The following is an 18,606-nucleotide window of genomic DNA, read 5'->3' as shown; positions in this document are numbered from 1 at the left end:
ACCTAGGGTGTTCGAAACGTAGTGGCCAATCGAGTTCGGACAATCGCACGAGGTGCTCGAAAAATTGTCGTAGCGAAGTCGGTGCGGGATAAGCTGGAAGTAAGTTCCTACTTAGGTGGCCGAAATTTCGATTATTTTCGATGTGAGAGAAAGATGAATGTAGGCGCTTCAATGCTCTTTCGAGCACATTCTAAAAAATATCTTTCAGGGATAAATGGGATTATCGCCAATCCGAACTTACAGAGAGCCAGGCAACCAAGAGATACACCCGTTGCCGTGCATGAGGTTTTAAAAGGATGGTTTGAGGACCGTTTTGGAGTCGACTATCGCGGAAGCTCGTTGTTTTGTACGGGGGACGTCGCCATTGCTGCGGGATACAAAACTCAAGCATCGGTGATAATTGCGATAGAGCCAATAGGTAATTACTCGTTGTGCTACAGCACAAAATGCAAAGATTTGTTTGCCTACTATCAATTTTATTGGCGCATAACTGATGCATCGCCAGATAAAATGCGGGCTGATATGGATTTGCTTGGGTTCATTCACCACCATAATGATGGTTTGGAAGCAGCGGCTGCCAGTGGCAATGAGGTCATGCTTGTCGCGGAAAAATTCCGGTACAGCTTAAGATAATTCTGTCTTGTGGGGGGGGGATGGACTTCGCAGAAGCAAAAGTATTCTCGGATTCGCTGTTGGCCGGCGGGGCGGTAGCTGGTTGGGAGCTAGGGAATTACTGTTCACATGGTAAGTCAGCTGTAGTGCTTCACGTCAGTAAGGGTGAGGCTAAAGCGGTTTTAAAAATATTTCATCCAGGTTTGATGGAGCAATACGGGCGGGAAGCCCAGCTAATTAGGGTTAATCGAGAGCGGGAGCTCATCGATAAGAATCACCCTAATTTGGTGCGCGTGCTCGATGCGGGTGTTTGCGAAGACACGGGACATATATTTGTCGCCATGGAAGTTGCTCCGGGCAGAAGGTTGTCCGAAACTCTCAATTTGATACCTCGCGAAAACATAGCTTCGCTTATTGAGCAGTTGGCCAGCGCAGCTATGCAGCTTGAGAATTGGGGGTTTACGCATCGTGACATCAAGCCGGACAATATTCATGTGAGTGAGGATTTAAGCTCGCTAAAGTTGCTTGACTTTGGCGTGTTGAGGCCGCCAGGCGATGATTCGGCGACTCTTCTACAGGTTTCAAAAGCTTTCGTTGGCACCCATCAGTACAGCCCAACCGAAATGATTCATGGCTGCGAAGAAGACACCTTGGATGGATGGAGAGCTATTACCTTCTATCAAATTGGAGCAGTCTTGCATGACTTGATCGTAAGGAAGCCGATTTTTCAATACGCAACCGCCAGGCACGCCGACTTAGTGAGAGCCATTGACAATGATTCTGTCGTTGTGAAGTCGGATGACGTTGATTCCCGACTTTGCAACTTAGCCACCCGGTGTCTTTTGAAAAAGCCTATCGAACGGCTCGAACTGATCCGATGGGAAGACTTCAAGCGGTCGGACTCGGTATCGCACCGGCCCACTCTTCAGGCCCGGAAAGACGCGCTGCAGCGGCAGCTTTCAATTGGCGATATCCTTGGTCGCGTTGATGCAATCGAGGACGCAGAGGCGCGGCGCCTCAAAGCCATCGCTTTACGCACGATAGTACGTGCCACTAGGGCTCAATTCGACAATGCGCTTGCCGAGCTTGGAAGGATTGTGCCAACGAGATCGACCGACCTCGTTGGCGGGCTGTATCCAAATCCCGCGATAACTTATACCTTCGTCGCCGCTCCAAACTTGGGTCTGACTCTACCATTTCGCATTCAAGTTGCTGTCGCTCTGAAAGAGGATAGTAGTCTTATCGACGTTTACGCGAGGGCATCGAAAGGCTTAGCTGAAACGGAAATCGGCTGGAATAGTCTTGGTCCTGCCATGCAGAGCCTTGATGGATTCGCCGACGTGTTTCAGGCTTGGATGCTTTCAATAATTGAAGAACTGATTAGACGGTAGAAAGGGAGGCGTTGGAAATGTCAGGGACTTGGTGGGTTGATGAGAATGATTTGCTCGAGGAGCAGCTCAAGATTCTCGGAGAAGATCTCGATAAGGATATTATTCTTTCTGGCCCTCCGGGGAGCGGTAAGACGAATCTTCTACTCCTTCGCGCCAATCATTTGTTTTTGGCGTCTCCGGATGCAGAGTTCTACATAATTTGTTTTACGAATTTATTGCAAAATTTTATTCGAACGGGGGCTGACTTATATGCATTTCCCGTCAATAGGATCATCACACAGAGAAAGTTACTGGAGCAAGTTCTAGGTGATCATGGCTGTCTGCCAGAACGAAGGGATGGCGAATCGTACAAGGAGCGAGATTCGGCATTGAAATCGGCAATGAATACCATGATGCGTTCTGGCCTGGGTCGAAATTCGTACCCGCTGTTATTCATCGATGAGGCGCAGGACTATTCAGATGAGGATCTCGAGATATTTAAGTATCTTGCAAAGAATCTTTCTTGCGCTGCAGATTTGCGACAAGGGATCTACAACATTGGATCACAGGACGGTGGCTGGCTTCAATCGCACGCGTGGAACGCATCTGTTAAGCTGAAGTATCACTATCGCGTGGCTCCAGCAATTCTGGAAGTGGCCGATAAGGTCATGGCAGGTAAATTTGGTCACGAACCTATGCTGGGGACTCACCAATATAAAGGTGACCCTGGCAATGTAGAAGTAGTGCCAAATATTCAGTTGCCTGACCAAATAGTGGAATTGATCCCCAAACTGGTTAAGCAATTGGCTGTATATCCTGGGCAGCTAATAGGCGTTTTAGTACCCGAAGATCGAAGCTTTGTTGCGACCTTGGTTGAGCAGCTTCGTGCAGTACCTGATCTTGCTGATCAAGTGACAAACGCTATGTCTAGAACTATGTTCGATCCAAAACTGCCCGTGTGGGTAAGCACAGTTCATTCGGCGAAAGGACTTGAGTTTCGGAGTGCGCATGTTATCGCAGCGGATCTTTTTCCGAAATATCAAAAGCATGAAAGGCGGGTTGTATTTATGGCAGTGACGCGAGCGAAAACTGCGCTAACTATATACCACGATAAGCCGCTTCACCCTTTCTTTGCGTCTGCACTCGCAAAGCCCAATCCGACAAAAATTGCCGTAAAGAATTTGTTTGGAAAAAAATCATGAAAGATTTCTTGATTGCGGATATTGACGCTGAAAATCTGATGCGAAATTTTGGACGGCTGGGAGAAGTGCGTGCACTCGCTCGCCCGGCTCAACGTCAAGAGGTTTGGCAAATGCTATACCCGCATCAGGTACGCGTGGTGTGGACCCGCAATAAAGGGGGGAGTGCTGACACCCCGGCGATACTTATTGGCCCGGAAGCTGTCTTGACGAAATTTTTGCCAAAGATGCTCGCGTTCCCTGGGGGGATTAGTCCAATAACGTCAGTCATGCGGACTTGGTTCACGGAGGACTTCGATAAAGCCGGTGCGTTGATTGAAAGGCCCTTAGGCACAATGGCTGCATTCGGATTTGTCGGTCTTATCATGGGGGAACTCTTGATGACTGGCGGCGGTGATACCGACTTGCGGTTCGTTGGTGGGGATGGAGTGCGCCGCACTTTGTCGTTTGTCTGCGCTCAGGCGCTTATGAGAGGCTGGCCGAGCGAATTTATCGCCGACATTCTCGGCCGTTGGCTTGAAGCGAGCGTATTGACCGCAAATGAGGTCGATGTCGAGGCACGGGTTCATATCGCCAGAATGTGCGGATTCTTGCAATCAGTTTCGGACCTGGAGGATCGTAAGGGGGCTACGGAGAGGTTTCTTGCAGAGCAAATTCAAGCATGGGCTGAGTCGCAAGTAAGTTCTAGTCAAAGGGATTTTCTTCAAAGGTCGCTTCCGCAGGTCGTACAGTCGCTAAACGGGATTCAGAGTCGAGAAAAGAGATTCGACATAATAATGGAAGCGCTTAAGCGCTCGGACGGCGAAACGCGCAACCCTTTGGAGCAAGGTTTTTTAATTAGCCTAATTGAACCGGGTTCATTTGAGTTTCTTGAGCTATCAAAGAAGTATGATGATAAAGGAGGGGCGGTCTCTGTCGCCTATTGCGCGTTTACGGTAATGTTTGGCAAAGAAGTGGCTCTTCGGCAGTTCAATGGCTTTGGCTTGGCCGTGTTGAACAATAGTCTTCAGCTTAACGGCGATGAGAATTCAGATATTTCGATATCAGAACTCCGAATCCTCCATGATATAAGACGCGCTGATCCCATTGTCTTTCGTACGCGATCACCGTGGCTGGTTGACGTAGAACTCGCGCCGATGGTTTCAGGGAGCTTTGGAAACGTCATAAAGCGAAGGGCTGCCGCCCAGAGATCGGAACAACGGTCGGACGCAGCAGAGCGTGAGGAGTTATTGCGTGAGAATCTCGGAACAGCTTTGCGTGCCCTGGAAAGTGCATACGGTCTGATTGAAGTAAGGCGGTCAAAGCCAGATTCCGCGGCAAGCTCGCGGCGGCGGCCAAAAGATATTCGTTAATATGGGAGGGGTTGATCATCACGTGGGACGGATGCTTGGGGCATAAAGCTCGAATTCATCCCGGCGGATAAGCCACAACATAACGTCCACGTCGAACGCTTCAACACCACCCACGTTAGTTCCATGTATATTGCGTCGGACGAGCGAGCGTGAATACGCGCGTCGCCCTCCTGGGCATTTACGAATCGCCCGTGCGTTAATCAATGGGACCGGTAGGAATGTAAGCGGCGGGCATCGTTGATGCTCACTCGCGTGTCGGCTGCAGCGTTAATATCGGCAAACTAAAATGCCGGGAAATCGAGGATTTTTGAGTGGTCACCTTACGAGGCCTAAACGCAGAATGTTCTTTTCCGGTTTGGCTGCGCGCGTACCGCTATAGAGGTAGTATTTATAGCGCCCACGGACGGACTTAATCATGGGAAAAAATTCTGCTGCCGCGTATCGTACGAAGGTCATTGCTCGGTACTCGAAGGTTGGCTCACGAGCCTCATTGACCGCGAAGCAGTCGGGCGCCCCCGATTTGGATCGCGAGACGGTATTGCGTGAGCGACGCCTACCTGTTCGTATTAAAGTTCTCGAGGTGGAGGTTCCAGCAGATAACCCTTACGACATTGGCATCGAAAAAACCCTCGAGGCGTTGCGACGGTCTGGTGTGCTCACCAAAAGCGGAAAGCTGGGGAAACCCTTTCGTTGACGAGCCTTCGGACTAATACCCAAAAAGTTTCTTGTGTTGCTGGGACGCCTTTTTTAAGGCTGCGTTTGGTGGAGGCGGGTCGAGCAATGACTCAACGAGCGCCTCTTGACCCGCTTTAGACAGAAAAATTAAATCATTTTTAGGCATTGCTGCCTCAGCGACACGTGTTAGCGTTTGAGCGACAAACTCTTCTAAAGTGTTGCCCTTCAGCGTGGCCGCACGTTCCAGAAGGGCATGGAGTGCTGGTGTTATTTCAATTCTGAACTGATCCGATTCGCGCATGTTTAACCTTTCGAGGTTGGAGCGGCTCCCGCAGTGTAAGCTTATCGGGTCGCTAGCCAGAAGATCGTCTGGCGCGGACGCTTCAAACCCTTCCGCGCGTCTGGGAGTGCCCGTCCGCTGGGTTCGCCTAAACGGCTACTTTCATGGCCAAACTAACGTTCGGTTGTGAATTTCCAGACTAATGCTGTGGTCGAAATGGTTAGTTCGTAGGTAGCGCGTATATCAAAAGAGAGGCTGAAAAAAATGTTGAGGCAGCAGGGGGCCGGCGGAGCATGAAGATTCCGGAAATTTTGGGAGAGGGCGGATTGGCCTCTGGCGAGCAAGGGGACCTGGGTCAAGCCTTCGAAGCTGCAGTGGATCCCAAACTTGCCTACACGACCAGGTGGAAAAGCCCATTTGGGCGAACTGACGTAAAGGAGCCAAGAGCGACAGAGGAGGCTGCGGCCGAGAAATCTGATCGGCACTCTGCGACCACGTTGCCGTAGCGTACCCATAAGCTGACGCTAGCCGTGTGGTTTCAAGGCTACCGGGGTGCCTAACTTTCGAGTTGGTGGGTGCGTATACGCAGAGGCCGTTGGACAGGGGCGGGAGCGGGTGGTGCACTTCAAGAATCGACCTTTTTGCCCAGCCCTACTTTGGCGTGTTCCATTTCTCGGCAAAACTCAAGGTGGCGTACATTGTGCAGGCCGGGTCGAGGGTTGAGAGCATGCTTTACTCCAAACTTACAGAATCGATGGATGCCGGAGTGCGGCACTTGGCAGATCGGCCGAACGTCGGTCGAGTCAGGGCGATGTCACGAATGCAGTGACACGACGCGCTCTGGTCTCGTGCGTGACTTCTAGCCATCACCCCCCTCCATCGGCGTTGTGCATGCCGTATATGTTGTGCCCATTGCGTGAGTGTTTCGTTCGTCTAGGTGCGGACCGGACGCGATCCCCTCATTGCTCTGTAGCCTGCGGCTAATCCCTCGCGCCAGCGGACGGGCGCATTAACGCGCCTAGAAGCACATCAACGTACACCGACGCCATGCACTAAGATACTTGGCCGTGAATGGCGGTAGCCCCACCCCTTGCCAGTTAATGCGCCCGCTCGCGCCTTCCGTGCGGGGCCAGTTCAGTAGAGATTAGATGATTACAGGCACTATCAAATCGCAGGTCGACCGCATCTGGGATGCATTCTGGAGCGGCGGCATCTCCAACCCCTTGGAAGTCATCGAGCAGATGACCTACCTGCTGTTCATCAAGCGCCTGGACGAAATCCACAGCGTGCGCGAGAAAAAGGCTGCGCGACTGCGCAAGCCCATAGAAGAGCCGGTTTTCGGCCCCGAGCTGCAGAACCTGCGTTGGTCGGTGTTCAAGCAACTGGGCGACGCAGCCACGCTCTACGACGTGGTTGCCAACCAAGTCTTCCCCTTCATCAAGACCTTGGGTGAGGCCGATTCCACCTACGCCACGCACATGAAGGATGCGCGTTTCACCATCCCCTCGCCCGCGCTGCTGGCCAAGGTGGTGGACATGCTGGACGCTATCCCCATGGATGACCGCGACACCAAGGGCGATCTCTACGAATACATGCTGGGTAAGATCGCCAGCGCGGGGCAGAACGGCCAGTTCCGTACGCCGCGTCACATCATCAAACTGATGGTGGAGATGATGGCCCCCAAGCCTACCGACCGCATCTGCGACCCGGCCTGTGGCACGGCGGGCTTCTTGGTGGCGGCAGCAGAGTACCTGCAGCACCATCACAGCAACGAGATCTACACCGACCAAGCAAGCGCCAAGCGCTTCAACCACGATACCTTCCACGGTTTCGATTTCGACAGCACCATGTTGCGCGTGGGCAGCATGAATATGCTGCTGCACGGCGTGGAAAATCCCGCCATCGAAAACCGCGACAGCCTGAGCGAAAGCCATGCCGGGGTAGAGGGGCAGTTCAGCCTGATCCTGGCCAATCCGCCCTTTGCTGGCAGCCTGGATTACGAAAGCACGGCTCAGGACTTGCAGCGCGTGGTCAAGACCAAAAAGACCGAGCTGCTGTTCTTGGCTTTGTTCCTTCGCCTGCTCAAGCCGGGTGGACGAGCGGCGGTGATCGTGCCTGATGGCGTGCTGTTTGGTTCCAGCAAGGCGCACAAGACCCTGCGCAAGATGCTAGTCGAAGAGCAGAAGCTCGACGCCATCGTCTCCATGCCCTCGGGCGTGTTCCGCCCCTACGCCGGCGTGAGCACGGCCATCCTACTGTTTACCAAGACCAACTCCGGTGGAACGGACAGGGTGTGGTTCTACGACATGAGCGCCGACGGCTATTCGCTGGATGATAAGCGCAATGAGCTGGGTCATGCCAAGCACGAGAACGATAACCTGCCGGATATCCTGAGCCGCTGGCAGAACCAGGCCGGGGAGGTGGGGCGCGAACGCACCGAACAGAGCTTCCTGGTACCCAAGGATGAGCTTACAGGGAATGACTATGATCTGAGCATCAACCGCTATAAGCAGGTGGTGCATGAGGTGGTCGAGTATGAGTCACCGGCGAAGATTATCGGGGAGTTGCGGGCGTTGGAGGCAGAGATCTCCAAGGGGACGGAGGAGCTGGAGGGGATGCTCGCATGAGTTTTCCACGCGTTCCATTGGGAGAAATTTTTGACATTGCACGCGGTGGTTCGCCGCGGCCTATTGATGCTTACATTACAGATGCATCTGATGGTGTCAATTGGATTTCAATTAAGGATGCATCCAATAGCTCAAAGTACATAAAGAAAACAAAAAAGAAAATTCTTCAGTCAGGAGCTCTCAAGTCTAGACGAGTAAAGCCGGGGGATTTCTTACTAACAAATTCAATGAGTTTTGGTCGACCATATATTCTTCAGACCGATGGATGTATTCATGACGGATGGCTGGTCCTTAGTGGTGATGAGAGGATTGTTGATCAAGATTTTTTCTATCATGTGCTAGGAAGCGATCATACTTATCGCCAGTTCTCGTCCATAGCAGCAGGTGCGGTAGTAAAGAATCTTAATACCACGTTGGTCAAGACGGTATTGGTTCCCTTACCACCGCTTTCTGAACAACGTCGCATCGCCGCCATCCTCGACAAGGCAGACGCCCTGCGCGCCCAGCGCCGCACCGCCATTGCAAAGTTAGATGAACTGCTGCAATCGGTGTTCGTCGAGATGTTTGGCGATCCGGTGACGAATCCGAAGGGTTGGCCGATACGTAAGATTGCCGATCTGCTCGACTCCGTGAAATATGGTTCTTCCGATAAGGCTACGCAGGAGGGTGAAATTCCCATTCTGCGCATGAACAATTTGACGTACTCGGGCCAGATTGAGTTGTCTGAGCTGAAGTACATCACGGCAAAGCAAGCAGATGAAAAGTATCTTGTTGAGCCCGGTGACATACTTTTTAATCGTACCAACAGTAAAGAGTTAGTCGGAAAAACTGCGGTTTACGAAGGCCCGATTCCGATGGCATATGCAGGTTATCTGGTTCGTGGAAGAGTCAATCAAAGCAATGCGCCGGAATATATTTCTGCTTTTTTGAATTCAGTCTGGGGCAAGGCTATCCTGCGTAATATGTGCAAAAACATCGTTGGCATGGCGAACATCAACGCTAGAGAGTTCGGCACAATAGAGTTGCCGGTTCCACCGAGCGAGTTGCAACGAAAATTTCAGCACTATGTTCGAGCGGTTAGGGCGCAAAAGCAGAGGATGCAGGAGGGGGCGAAGAAACTAGATGAACTCTTCGCCAGCCTGCAACAACGCGCTTTCTCTGGCAAACTCTGACATATCGAGTTACCAGTCCAGGCTTTCACTAGGTCATGAGCAACTTCCAGTTTCTCCGCGCGGAATTCGAATCGCTATACGATCCGGCAGTAAGCGCCGAGCATTTGGTGTATTCCGACCCGCGCGCAGCCTGCATGCGCACTCGCCACGCGCTGGAGCAGGTGGTGCACTGGTTGTACGAGCATGACCTGACCTTGCGCCTGCCGTATGACGACAGCCTGGGCGTGCTGCTGACCCAGCCAGCGTTCGAGGCCCTGGTACCACCCCAGATACGGCAAAAGACCCGCTTAATTCAGAAACTGGGGAATCGGGCCGTGCACGGCAGCGCACCCATTCGCCATGGCGACTCGCTGCATTTGGTGCGCGAGCTGTTCCACGTGATGTACTGGCTGGCGCGCACCTTTACGCGTGCCAGCGATCCCAAATCCCTCGTCGCCGACTGGGACGAAAAGCGTATTCCGCACCTGGTTAACGCCGATGAGGCAGTCGCTTTCACTCGGGACGAGCTTAAAAAGCAGGAGGCCCAGTTCAAGGAGCGCCTGCAGGCGCAGACCGCCCAGATCGAGGCGCGCGAGAAGCAGATCGCCGTCGTGGCGGCTACTTCCTCTGAGTACGAAGCGCGGCTGGCCCAACTGGATGCCGAACTGGCGCGGGCGCGTGCCGAGCTGGCCATGGCCAAGGCCGCCAATATCGCCGTCCCGGACACACACGACTATTCCGAGGCCGAGACTCGCAGACGCTTTATTGACGTGCTCCTGCGCGAAGCCGGGTGGGTAGAGGGCGACAATATGGGCGTCGAGGTGCCGCTGGTCGGCATGCCCAACAAGCCTGGCGGAGGCTTTGCAGATTACGTCTTGTGGGGGCAGAACGGCAAGCCGCTCGCCGTGGTGGAGGCCAAGCGCAGCTTCAGCGACCCGGAAGTCGGGCGGCAGCAGGCCAAGCTCTACGCCGATTGCCTGGAACAGATGAAGGGCCAGCGCCCGTTGATTTTTTATACCAACGGCCACAAGACCTGGCTGTGGGACGACAAACGCGCCGCGCCGCGCGAAGTGTCCGGCATTTACTCCCGTGACGAGCTGGAGCTGGCCATCAGCCGCCGCTCCCTGCACCAGGACCTGCGTGGTCTGGATATCAGCAGTAGCATCGTCGAGCGCGCCTACCAGACACGCGCCATCCGCGCGGTGGGCGAGCATTTCATGGCGGGGCATCGCGCCGCTTTGCTGACTATGGCTACCGGCACCGGCAAGACCCGCACCGCCGTGGCCCTGATCGACCTTCTGATGCGTGCCAACTGGGTCAAGCGCGTACTGTTCCTGGCTGATCGCGTGGCGCTGGTGCGGCAGGCCACCAATGCCTTCAAGGCGCACTTGCCGGACTCCAGCCCGGTCAACCTGGTTCAGGACAAAGACGGCCAGGGGCGCGTGTTTCTCTCTACCTATCCGACCATGATGGGTCTGATAGAGGAAATGGACGGGGTGCAGCGCAAGTATGGTGCGGGGTATTTTGACCTGATCGTCATCGACGAGGCACACCGCAGCGTTTACCAAAAATACGGCGCGATCTTTCGCTATTTTGATGCCTACCTAGTCGGCTTGACCGCCACGCCGCGTGATGAGGTGGATCGCGATACTTACCAGCTGTTTGGCCTGGAAAAGGGTGTGCCTACGGATGCCTATAGCCTGAATGAGGCGGTGGCTGACGGTTATCTGGTCAAGCCCACCATGCAATCAGTGCCGTTGAAGTTCGTGCGTGAGGGCATCAAATACGACGAGCTTTCCGGCGAAGAAAAAGACCACTGGGAGTCGTTGGATTGGGGCGACCTCGAAGCGCCCGACGAGGTGCAGGCCTCGGATGTCAACAAAAAGCTCTTCAATACCGATACCGTGGACAAGATGCTCCAGCATCTGATGCTGCACGGCATCAAGGTGGAAGGTGGGGATAGACTGGGCAAAACCATCATCTTCGCGGTGAACCAGGAGCATGCTAAGTTCATCGCCAAGCGCTTTGACCACAACTATCCGCAGTACCAGGGGCACTTTGCCCGCGTCATCACCCACGCGGTGACGTATGCCCAATCGCTGATCGATGACTTCAGCGTAGCCGCTAAGCTGCCGCAGATCGCTATCTCCGTGGATATGCTGGACACCGGTATCGATGTGCCCGAGGTAGTGAATCTGGTGTTTTTCAAGGCAGTGCGTTCCAAGGTCAAGTTCTTGCAGATGATCGGGCGTGGCACGCGCCTGTCTAAAGACTTGTTTGGCCCTGGGCTGGACAAGACCGAGTTCGTGATCTTTGATTTTTGCGGGAATTTCGAGTTTTTCAACGAAAACCCCGCTGGCGCGCCGTCACCTATGAGCGAGCCGCTGGGCAAGCGCCTGTTCAAGCGCCGCCTGGAGTTGTTGTCTCTGCTGCCTGACGCGCCACGAAGTGGAAGAGATACGCTGCAACAGGGGACGGTTGCTTACAACGCCTTGGAAGGCCTGCAAGCAGCCTTGCAGACGCAGTTGCATGATGAAGTGGCGGCGATGAACCTGGATAACTTCCTCGTGCGTGAACAGCGCGAGCACGTTAACAAGTTCACCGACAGAGGGTGTTGGAACACGCTCGGCGCAACGGATTATGTCGAACTACGTGACCACGTCGCGGGCTTGCCCAGTCAACTGCCCGAAGAAGACATCACCGCCAAGCTGTTTGACATGACTTGTTTGGGCCTGCAAATCGCCATTGTCCAGCGCAGCCAGGATTTCGTCCGTCATCGTGACCGGGTGATTGAATTAGCCATGGCGTTGGAAAACGTGCAGAGCATCCCGGCAGTCAAGCAGGAGCTGCCTTTGATCCAGGAAGTGCAGACCGAAGCCTACTGGCAGGACATCACTCTGGCGATCATTGAGCATCTGCGTAAGCATCTACGCGGCCTGATTCAGTTTATCGAGCGTAGGTCCATCGGGCCGGTCTACACCGATTTGCAGGATGTCCTCGGCGCCGCCAGTAAGGCCGAACTGCGGGATTTCAGCACGGGCATCAACACCGCGCAGTACAAGCGCAAGGTCGAGGCCTGGATACGGGCCAACGAGAATCACGTCGCCATGGCCAAGCTACGCTTTGCCAAACCCTTGACGCCGACGGATCTGACCGAGTTGGAGCGATTTGTCTACGAAGCTGAAGCGGTTGGCGGCCGGGATCGTTTTGTGCAGGAGTTTGGCGAGGTGTCGCTACCGCAGTTTATACGCTCTCTGGTAGGCCTGGATCGCAACGCGGCCAAGGAGGCCTTCGGCATCTTCCTGGATAGCACGCGTTACAACAGCCAGCAGATCCGTTTTGTGGAAATGATCATCGAGCGGCTTACTCGGCAAGGAGCCGTCGATCCCGGCCAACTTTATGACGCTCCATTCACCAGTATTCATCATGAAGGATTGGATGGCGCGTTCCGTGATGCGGACGCGGAGGCGATCGTTGGGATCCTGGATGAGCTTGCTCGGAAGGCCGCGTGAGCAAACTTATGTTGAATCGACAACGAGCCCCACTGAAGAGCTTTTAAGCGGAGACGTACATGCCCCAAGAGCCAAAGTCCCAGAATGTGTACAGAATGTTGGTGGTTAGGGGTGACAGACTTCTCTATCTCACGATGGACCCTGCCACAGGTGAAATGGGACTGACGGATCAACTAGCTGGCGCTGCACAGTTTCACCCGTCTGCAGAGTTGGCAGGAAGCAAGGTCAGGAAACGGATCGAATATCGAGCCAAGGAAAAAGGGCTGTTGCTCCCCGACGAGAAGCTATTGATGAAGCCCAAAGGGAGCATCTTTGTACGGAGAGACGCCGAAAGGTCACGTGGAGCAGACCGCGAAGCATCGGTTGACCGAACATCTACCTAAAGTAGGCTTGGTCTGCCAGTTGTGGAGGTTGGTTGTGGGGACAGCGGTGCTAGCTACCCACAAAACACGGAGAAACCCCTTAAAACGACTGAGATTGGATGGTGCTAGGCATCCTTACCAACAGTTTCGTTCAGCGGGCTCGGAATTTTTAAAGGACGTTTTGGTTTCAATCAACATTTTTTTGTGGGTATAACCGTTCTGATATTTCCGAACGAGTAAGTTGTTATTCAAATCCCCCGCAAATGCGGGGGATTTTCATTTTTAAGTCATTAAATCAATGAGAGGAATACTAAATAGTCGGCATTAATAATCATATTTTGCCGCGAAATTTTTAATCGGTATTCGGCTTTATGTGCCGTGCTAGCCTCGTCTCAATCATTTCTAATAATTCAGACGAGGAGAGAGAAATGAACCATCGCCGCCGGGTTTCCGAAAATAAAGCAGAACGACGTGAGCGTCGCGCGTTACGGAAATTAATCGTGTTGTTAGGGGGCGTCTCGTCGTGCGCATTGCTGCTTGCCGGTTCAGCCTACGCTCAGAACCTGCCCGTGGGCGGCAAGATCACCAGCGGCCAAGGCAGTATCTCGGAGCCCAACCGCCTATCAAAGAAAATCCAGCAGACCAGCTCCAAGCTGTCCATCGACTGGAACAGTTTCCATATCGCCTCGGGCAGCCGCGTGGATTTTCAGCAGCCCGACGCCAACGCCATTGCCTTGAACCGGGTTGCCGGCACCGAAGGCAGCAAGATCATGGGTCAGCTGAACGCCAACGGGCGTGTCTTCATCATCAACGCGAACGGCGTGCTGTTCGGCAAGACTGCGAAGGTCGACGTAGGCGGCTTGGTGGCGTCCACATTGAACCTGAGCAATGAAGATCTCCAAGAAGGCCGATTCCGATTTGTTGGCGATGGCCGCGCGACGCCGGCAGGCGTTATCAACGAAGGCGTGTTGATTGCCGCAGACGGCGGAACGATTGCGTTGCTGGGCGGACAGGTTGAGAACAAGGGCGTCATCCGCGCCAAACAGGGCGCCATCGCGCTGGCTTCAGGGCAGCGCATTACGCTTGGCCTTTCCGACGATGGGCTGCTCAACGTAGAGATTGATCAGGCGGAGTTGAATGCGCTGGTCAGCAACCACAATGCGCTGACGGCTCAGGGCGGCCAGGTGACGCTGCACGCCCGAGCCAGTAACGCCGTGGCGCATGCAGTCGTGAACAACCAGGGCTTGATCGAAGCGCAAACGCTGAATGGCCGCTCGGGCAAGATTGTGCTGGATGGCGGCGCGCAAGGCGCGGTAGTGGCCGCAGGCACGTTGGACAGCAGCGCGTTCAGCGGTAACGCTGGCGATATCACCGTGCAAGGCCAACGCGTGGACGTGCGCGGCAATCTGTTGGCGACGGCCGGTAGCCAAGGTGACGGCGGCAACGTTCTGGTTCAGGGCCGGCAAGTGCAGATGGAAGCCAGCGCGCAGGCTGATACGCGCGCGGCGCTGGGCAATGGCGGATGGCTGACGCTTGAAGCCGATCAAATCAGCGTCACAACGCAAGAAGTGCCGTTGGTCAGCGGCATCAGCGGCGAGCATCTGAGCCGGCAGCTGTCTAAAAACAATATCGCGCTGACGTCCACGCAAGGAGACCTTCGCGTTCTTGAAGAGATTGCTTGGGATGCGGATACGACGCTGAGCCTGGACGCAAAGAAGTCTGTGCGGCTGAATGCGAATGTCGAGGCAAGCGGGGATAAGGCCGGGTTTGTGATGAACCATGGCGCCGACGCCGACTATATCTTTGGCAAGGACGTCACGGTGACGTTGCCCGGCTCACAAGCCAGCTTGCGCATTAATGGGCAGGATTATCAACTGATCCGAAATGTGCATGAGCTGCAAGCCATCGAGAATAATCTGAGCGGCGCCTATGCACTGGCGAATGCCATTGATGCCCACGAAACGGGCTCGTGGAATGCGCGCGGGGGTTTTCGGCCCATTGGTGGAGATTACTCGAGCTCGACGCAAAGATTCGAAGGCGTATTGACTGGCATGGGGCATGCGGTCGATAGCCTGAAGATTAAGGCCGACTCGTCAAACCCAACGGGGCACGTAGGACTATTCAGCAATTCGCACGGCGTGCTCAGGAACATCGGCTTGCGGCAACTGAGCATTTCCGTTAACCAGCCTGGTCGTCATAATGTCGCGGGTGGATTGGTGGGAGTCAACGGTGGGGTGGTGAAGTATGCCTACGCCTGGGGCGAAATCCGTACGACGCAATCCAATGACTCGTTGGGCGGGTTGGTCGGCGTGAATTATGGCGACGTTTTGAATTCACACTCCCGCGGGGGCGTGCTCGGCGTTGCAGGCGGGGGTGCCTCGGTGGGTGAATTAGGCGGCTTGGTTGGCTCGAACCAGGGGCGTATCGCGCACGCCTACTCGACGACAGTCATTCGCGCAGGCGTGTCAGTTGCCGGAGGATTGGTCGGCAAAAACGAAAAAAACGGGAGCATTGAATATGCCTACGCGACGGGCGGCGCCAACGGCGAGTTCTATACGGGCGGCTTGGTTGGCGCCAACTACGGGTCCATCAGTAATAGCCACGCGATGGGTCTTATCGCCAGCGCCTATCAAACGGGCGGGCTGGTTGGGCTGAATGGCTGGACCGGAACCATTACGGATTCGCGCGCATCAGGACATGTGGTGGCGCGTTCTTACTTTAGCGGCGTGGGCGGTTTGGTAGGCGAGAACAACGGGCTAATTCTTCGCGGCCACGCGTCGGGTGACATAACGGGCAGTGGGGATAATGCCGTCGGCGGGTTAGTAGGAAGGAACCGCGGGGGGATTATTCGCCAGTCTTCGGCTACCGGCTCGGCGATAGCCGGGAGTCACAGCCCTGGGCATCCGACGGGCAGTGTGGGGGGATTGGTAGGAACGAATGCCAGCGCGAACGGAAGGACTGCCCTGATCATTGATTCCTATGCCAGCGGCAATGCGGTCGGCCGTGACGATCAAGATGCAGTGGGCGGGTTGGTAGGCATGAATACGGGCGTCATTGAACGGTCTGCATCCAGTGGCAGCGCCTACGGCAGGGGCATCCTGGGTAGCCTTGTGGGATGGAATCTTCACCCTGACGCGTATAGAACCGAGAGTGAGATCCGCCAATCCCAGGGTTCCGGCACCGTCAACGGCGATGACGGCCGCCAGGTTGGACTCGATCAAGGGAAATTCGAATGGTGATTCAACTCGGCCGCTGAAACACCTCAACCAGATAATCAATAAACGCTCGCGCCCGCGCAGTTTGATTTCTGCGTTGCGGGTAATAAACAAAAAGATCCGCGGATGGCAGTGTGTAGTCGGGTAACACCACCCGCAGCCGTCCGCTTTTCAAATACTTGGCCAGATCCCATTCCGAGCGGATCAAAATGCCGTGGCCATCCAGTGCCCAACCCAGCACGATATCGCCGTCATTACTGGACAACGCGCCGTCCACTTTGATGGCCACGCTTTCGCCTGCGTGCATGAACCGCCACACGCCGTGCGCTTCATCGTTTTGCGTATGCAGGATGCAGCGGTGCGAGGCCAGATCGGCTAGCGTGGCGGGCGTGCCGTGTTTGTCCAGATAACGGGGGGAGGCGCATAGGAAGCGGCCGTTGGACATTACGCGCCGGGCGCTTAGGCGTTTATCGGGCAGTTCGCCGAACCGGATCGCCAGATCGAATCCGCTTTCCACCAGATCAACGGGCCGGTCCGTGACCTCTAGCTGCACCTGCACGTCGGGATACCGCTTGGCGAAGTCTGACACCAGCGGGGCGATGGTCGTGCGGCCAAAACCCAGCGTGGCGTTCACTTTCAGCACGCCGCGTGGCGTGGCGCCGCTGCTGGAAACCGCGTCTTCCATGTCGCGCAAGTCCGCCAGGATCTTCACCGCGTGGGAAAGATAGGTCTCGCCTTCGCTCGTCAGGCTAAGGGTTCGAGTGCTGCGGTTGACCAGCCGCACGCCCAACCGCCGTTCCATCAGCGCCAGCCGCTTGGTGGCGGCGGGCGGTGTCAGATCCAGCTCGCGCGCGGCGGCGGACAGGCTGCCTAGCCGGGCCAGGTGGATGAAAAATTCCAGTTCGGACGCGATTTCGGTTTTCACTGAAAGTTAATAATCAAATGAATATGAGTGAATCTTAGTGCGGGTGATCGCCCCTACGCTAGGGGTTCCGCAGCCACAACGCCGCCACAGTCGGCGCATCAGGAGACCCCTCATGAAAATCGTCGAGATCCGCGAACAGACCCTTCCCATCAGCTCGCCCATTCGCAACGCGTATATCGATTTCAGCAAGATGACGCTGAGTCTGGTCGCCGTAATCACCGATGTGATCCGCGACGGCAAGCCGGTGGTGGGCTATGGCTTCAATTCGAATGGCCGGTACGGCCAGGGCAAGCTGATGCGCGAGCGTTTCATCCCGCGCATCATGGAAGCCGACCCGGAGTCGTTGCTGGACGCGACGGGCAAGAATCTGGACCCGCACAAGATCTGGAACGCCATGTTCACGAACGAAAAACCGGGCGGCCATGGCGAGCGTTCGGTGGCGATTGGCACGATCGATATGGCGGTGTGGGATGCGGTGGCGAAGATAGAAGGCAAGCCGTTGTTCCAGCTGCTGGCCGACCGCTACGGCAACGGCCAGGCCGACCGCCGCGTGTTCGTCTATGCGGCCGGCGGCTATTACTACCCGGGCCAGGACCACGGCAAGCTCAAAGACGAAATGCGCAGCTATATCGACCGTGGCTATACGGTGGTGAAGAAGAAGATTGGCGGCGCGTCGCTGGACGAAGATCTGCGCCGCATCGATTCCATCTTGAGCGTGCTGCAAGACGGGCAGAAGCTGGCGGTGGACGCCAATGGCCGCTTCGATCTGGATACGGCCATCCAGTACGCCAAGGCGCTGTCGCAGTACGACCTGTTTTGGTATGAAGAGGCGGGCGATCCGCTGGATTACGAGTTGCAGGCGACCTTGCGCAACTACTACGCGAACCCGATGGCGACAGGCGAAAACCTGTTTTCGATGCAGGATGCGCGCAACCTGATCCGCTACGGCGGCATGCGCCCCGACCGCGATTGGCTGCAATTTGATTGCGCGCTGAGCTATGGGCTGGTGGAGTATTTGCGCACGCTGGACATGCTGCGCGAGCATGGCTGGTCGGCCAGCCGCTGCATTCCGCACGGCGGCCACCAGATGTCGTTGAACATTGCAGCGGGCTTGGGGCTGGGCGGCAATGAAAGCTACCCCGACCTGTTCCAGCCGTTTGGCGGATTCCCCGATGGGGTGAAGGTTGACGGCGGCTACGTCACGATGCCGGACTTGCCCGGCATTGGTTTCGAAGGCAAGTCGGACCTGATTGCCGTCATGCGGGAATTGTCGGCATAGGCCATGACCGCGCGGGGTTTAGTCGCCATTCACCCGCCCTTCACCCG

General features: G+C 55.4%; 12 protein-coding genes. 10 read left to right on the top strand and 2 right to left on the bottom strand.

All coding sequences use genetic code 11. The features are described from left to right. The first annotated feature begins 153 nt into the window (after positions 1-153). From HV765_RS16615 to HV765_RS16595, 5 genes are all read left to right on the top strand, one after another. Positions 154-633 (top strand): hypothetical protein, encoded by a 480-nt coding sequence (locus HV765_RS16615; protein ID WP_175170401.1) that lies wholly within the window; start codon positions 154-156, stop codon positions 631-633. Between the two features lie 20 nt (positions 634-653). Then, on the top strand, positions 654-2,003 hold the full coding sequence (locus tag HV765_RS16610) for a protein kinase domain-containing protein (RefSeq protein ID WP_175170400.1): 1,350 nt from the start codon (positions 654-656) through the stop codon (positions 2,001-2,003). Between the two features lie 17 nt (positions 2,004-2,020). Further along, positions 2,021-3,184: an ATP-binding domain-containing protein gene (locus tag HV765_RS16605; protein WP_175170399.1), complete on the top strand. Its 1,164-nt coding sequence runs from the start codon at positions 2,021-2,023 to the stop codon at positions 3,182-3,184. Beyond that, a complete protein-coding gene (locus HV765_RS16600; protein WP_175170398.1) occupies positions 3,181-4,533 on the top strand; it encodes a hypothetical protein in 1,353 nt (450 codons plus the stop codon). Before HV765_RS16605 ends, HV765_RS16600 begins: the two co-directional genes overlap by 4 nt. Before the next feature lie 490 nt (positions 4,534-5,023). Then, positions 5,024-5,227 carry a hypothetical protein gene (locus HV765_RS16595; protein WP_175170397.1) on the top strand — a complete coding sequence of 68 codons (204 nt, stop codon included), beginning with the start codon at positions 5,024-5,026 and terminating at the stop codon, positions 5,225-5,227. Between the two features lie 12 nt (positions 5,228-5,239). Here the strand turns inward: HV765_RS16595 and HV765_RS16590 are convergent, their stop codons facing one another. Next, complete coding sequence (locus HV765_RS16590) at positions 5,240-5,509, bottom strand: type II toxin-antitoxin system TacA family antitoxin (RefSeq protein ID WP_175170396.1); 270 nt, start codon at positions 5,507-5,509, stop codon at positions 5,240-5,242. 1,127 nt (positions 5,510-6,636) lie between these two features. On the opposite strand from HV765_RS16590, the gene HV765_RS16585 reads away from it, so the two are divergent. The 4 genes from HV765_RS16585 (at position 6,637) to HV765_RS16570 (ending at position 16,379) form a co-directional block, all read left to right on the top strand. Then, a complete protein-coding gene (locus HV765_RS16585; protein WP_175170395.1) occupies positions 6,637-8,115 on the top strand; it encodes a type I restriction-modification system subunit M in 1,479 nt (492 codons plus the stop codon). Next, entirely contained in the window at positions 8,112-9,287 is a 1,176-nt protein-coding gene (locus tag HV765_RS16580; RefSeq protein WP_175170394.1) for a restriction endonuclease subunit S, read from the top strand. Before HV765_RS16585 ends, HV765_RS16580 begins: the two co-directional genes overlap by 4 nt. A 35-nt stretch (positions 9,288-9,322) precedes the next feature. Beyond that, positions 9,323-12,778 carry a DEAD/DEAH box helicase family protein gene (locus HV765_RS16575; protein WP_175170393.1) on the top strand — a complete coding sequence of 1,152 codons (3,456 nt, stop codon included), beginning with the start codon at positions 9,323-9,325 and terminating at the stop codon, positions 12,776-12,778. Between the two features lie 790 nt (positions 12,779-13,568). Further along, positions 13,569-16,379 (top strand): two-partner secretion domain-containing protein, encoded by a 2,811-nt coding sequence (locus tag HV765_RS16570; RefSeq protein WP_175170392.1) that lies wholly within the window; start codon positions 13,569-13,571, stop codon positions 16,377-16,379. Between the two features lies 1 nt (position 16,380). Here HV765_RS16570 and HV765_RS16565 read toward each other — a convergent pair whose 3' ends face one another. Further along, positions 16,381-17,280, bottom strand: coding sequence for a LysR family transcriptional regulator (locus HV765_RS16565; protein WP_175170391.1), 900 nt, complete (start codon positions 17,278-17,280; stop codon positions 16,381-16,383). Between the two features lie 112 nt (positions 17,281-17,392). Between HV765_RS16565 and HV765_RS16560 the strand changes: the two genes are divergently transcribed. Continuing rightward, positions 17,393-18,559, top strand: a complete 1,167-nt coding sequence (locus HV765_RS16560) for a mandelate racemase/muconate lactonizing enzyme family protein (protein ID WP_175170390.1) — start codon at positions 17,393-17,395, stop codon at positions 18,557-18,559. The last annotated feature ends 47 nt before the right edge of the window (positions 18,560-18,606 follow it).

Origin of the sequence: Achromobacter kerstersii (assembly GCF_902859595.1) — a bacterium.
Classification (GTDB): domain Bacteria; phylum Pseudomonadota; class Gammaproteobacteria; order Burkholderiales; family Burkholderiaceae_B; genus Achromobacter; species Achromobacter kerstersii.
Note: the sequence above shows the minus strand (reverse complement) of the source record. Positions and strands in the feature narration are given on the sequence as shown.

Coding starts and splice junctions, on each gene's coding strand:
- HV765_RS16615 (WP_175170401.1), top strand. CDS start 154: ATGAATGTAGGCGCTTCAATGCTCTTTCGAGCACATTCTAAAAAATAT.
- HV765_RS16610 (WP_175170400.1), top strand. CDS start 654: ATGGACTTCGCAGAAGCAAAAGTATTCTCGGATTCGCTGTTGGCCGGC.
- HV765_RS16605 (WP_175170399.1), top strand. CDS start 2,021: ATGTCAGGGACTTGGTGGGTTGATGAGAATGATTTGCTCGAGGAGCAG.
- HV765_RS16600 (WP_175170398.1), top strand. CDS start 3,181: ATGAAAGATTTCTTGATTGCGGATATTGACGCTGAAAATCTGATGCGA.
- HV765_RS16590 (WP_175170396.1), bottom strand. CDS start 5,509: ATGCGCGAATCGGATCAGTTCAGAATTGAAATAACACCAGCACTCCAT.
- HV765_RS16585 (WP_175170395.1), top strand. CDS start 6,637: ATGATTACAGGCACTATCAAATCGCAGGTCGACCGCATCTGGGATGCA.
- HV765_RS16580 (WP_175170394.1), top strand. CDS start 8,112: ATGAGTTTTCCACGCGTTCCATTGGGAGAAATTTTTGACATTGCACGC.
- HV765_RS16575 (WP_175170393.1), top strand. CDS start 9,323: ATGAGCAACTTCCAGTTTCTCCGCGCGGAATTCGAATCGCTATACGAT.
- HV765_RS16570 (WP_175170392.1), top strand. CDS start 13,569: ATGAACCATCGCCGCCGGGTTTCCGAAAATAAAGCAGAACGACGTGAG.
- HV765_RS16560 (WP_175170390.1), top strand. CDS start 17,393: ATGAAAATCGTCGAGATCCGCGAACAGACCCTTCCCATCAGCTCGCCC.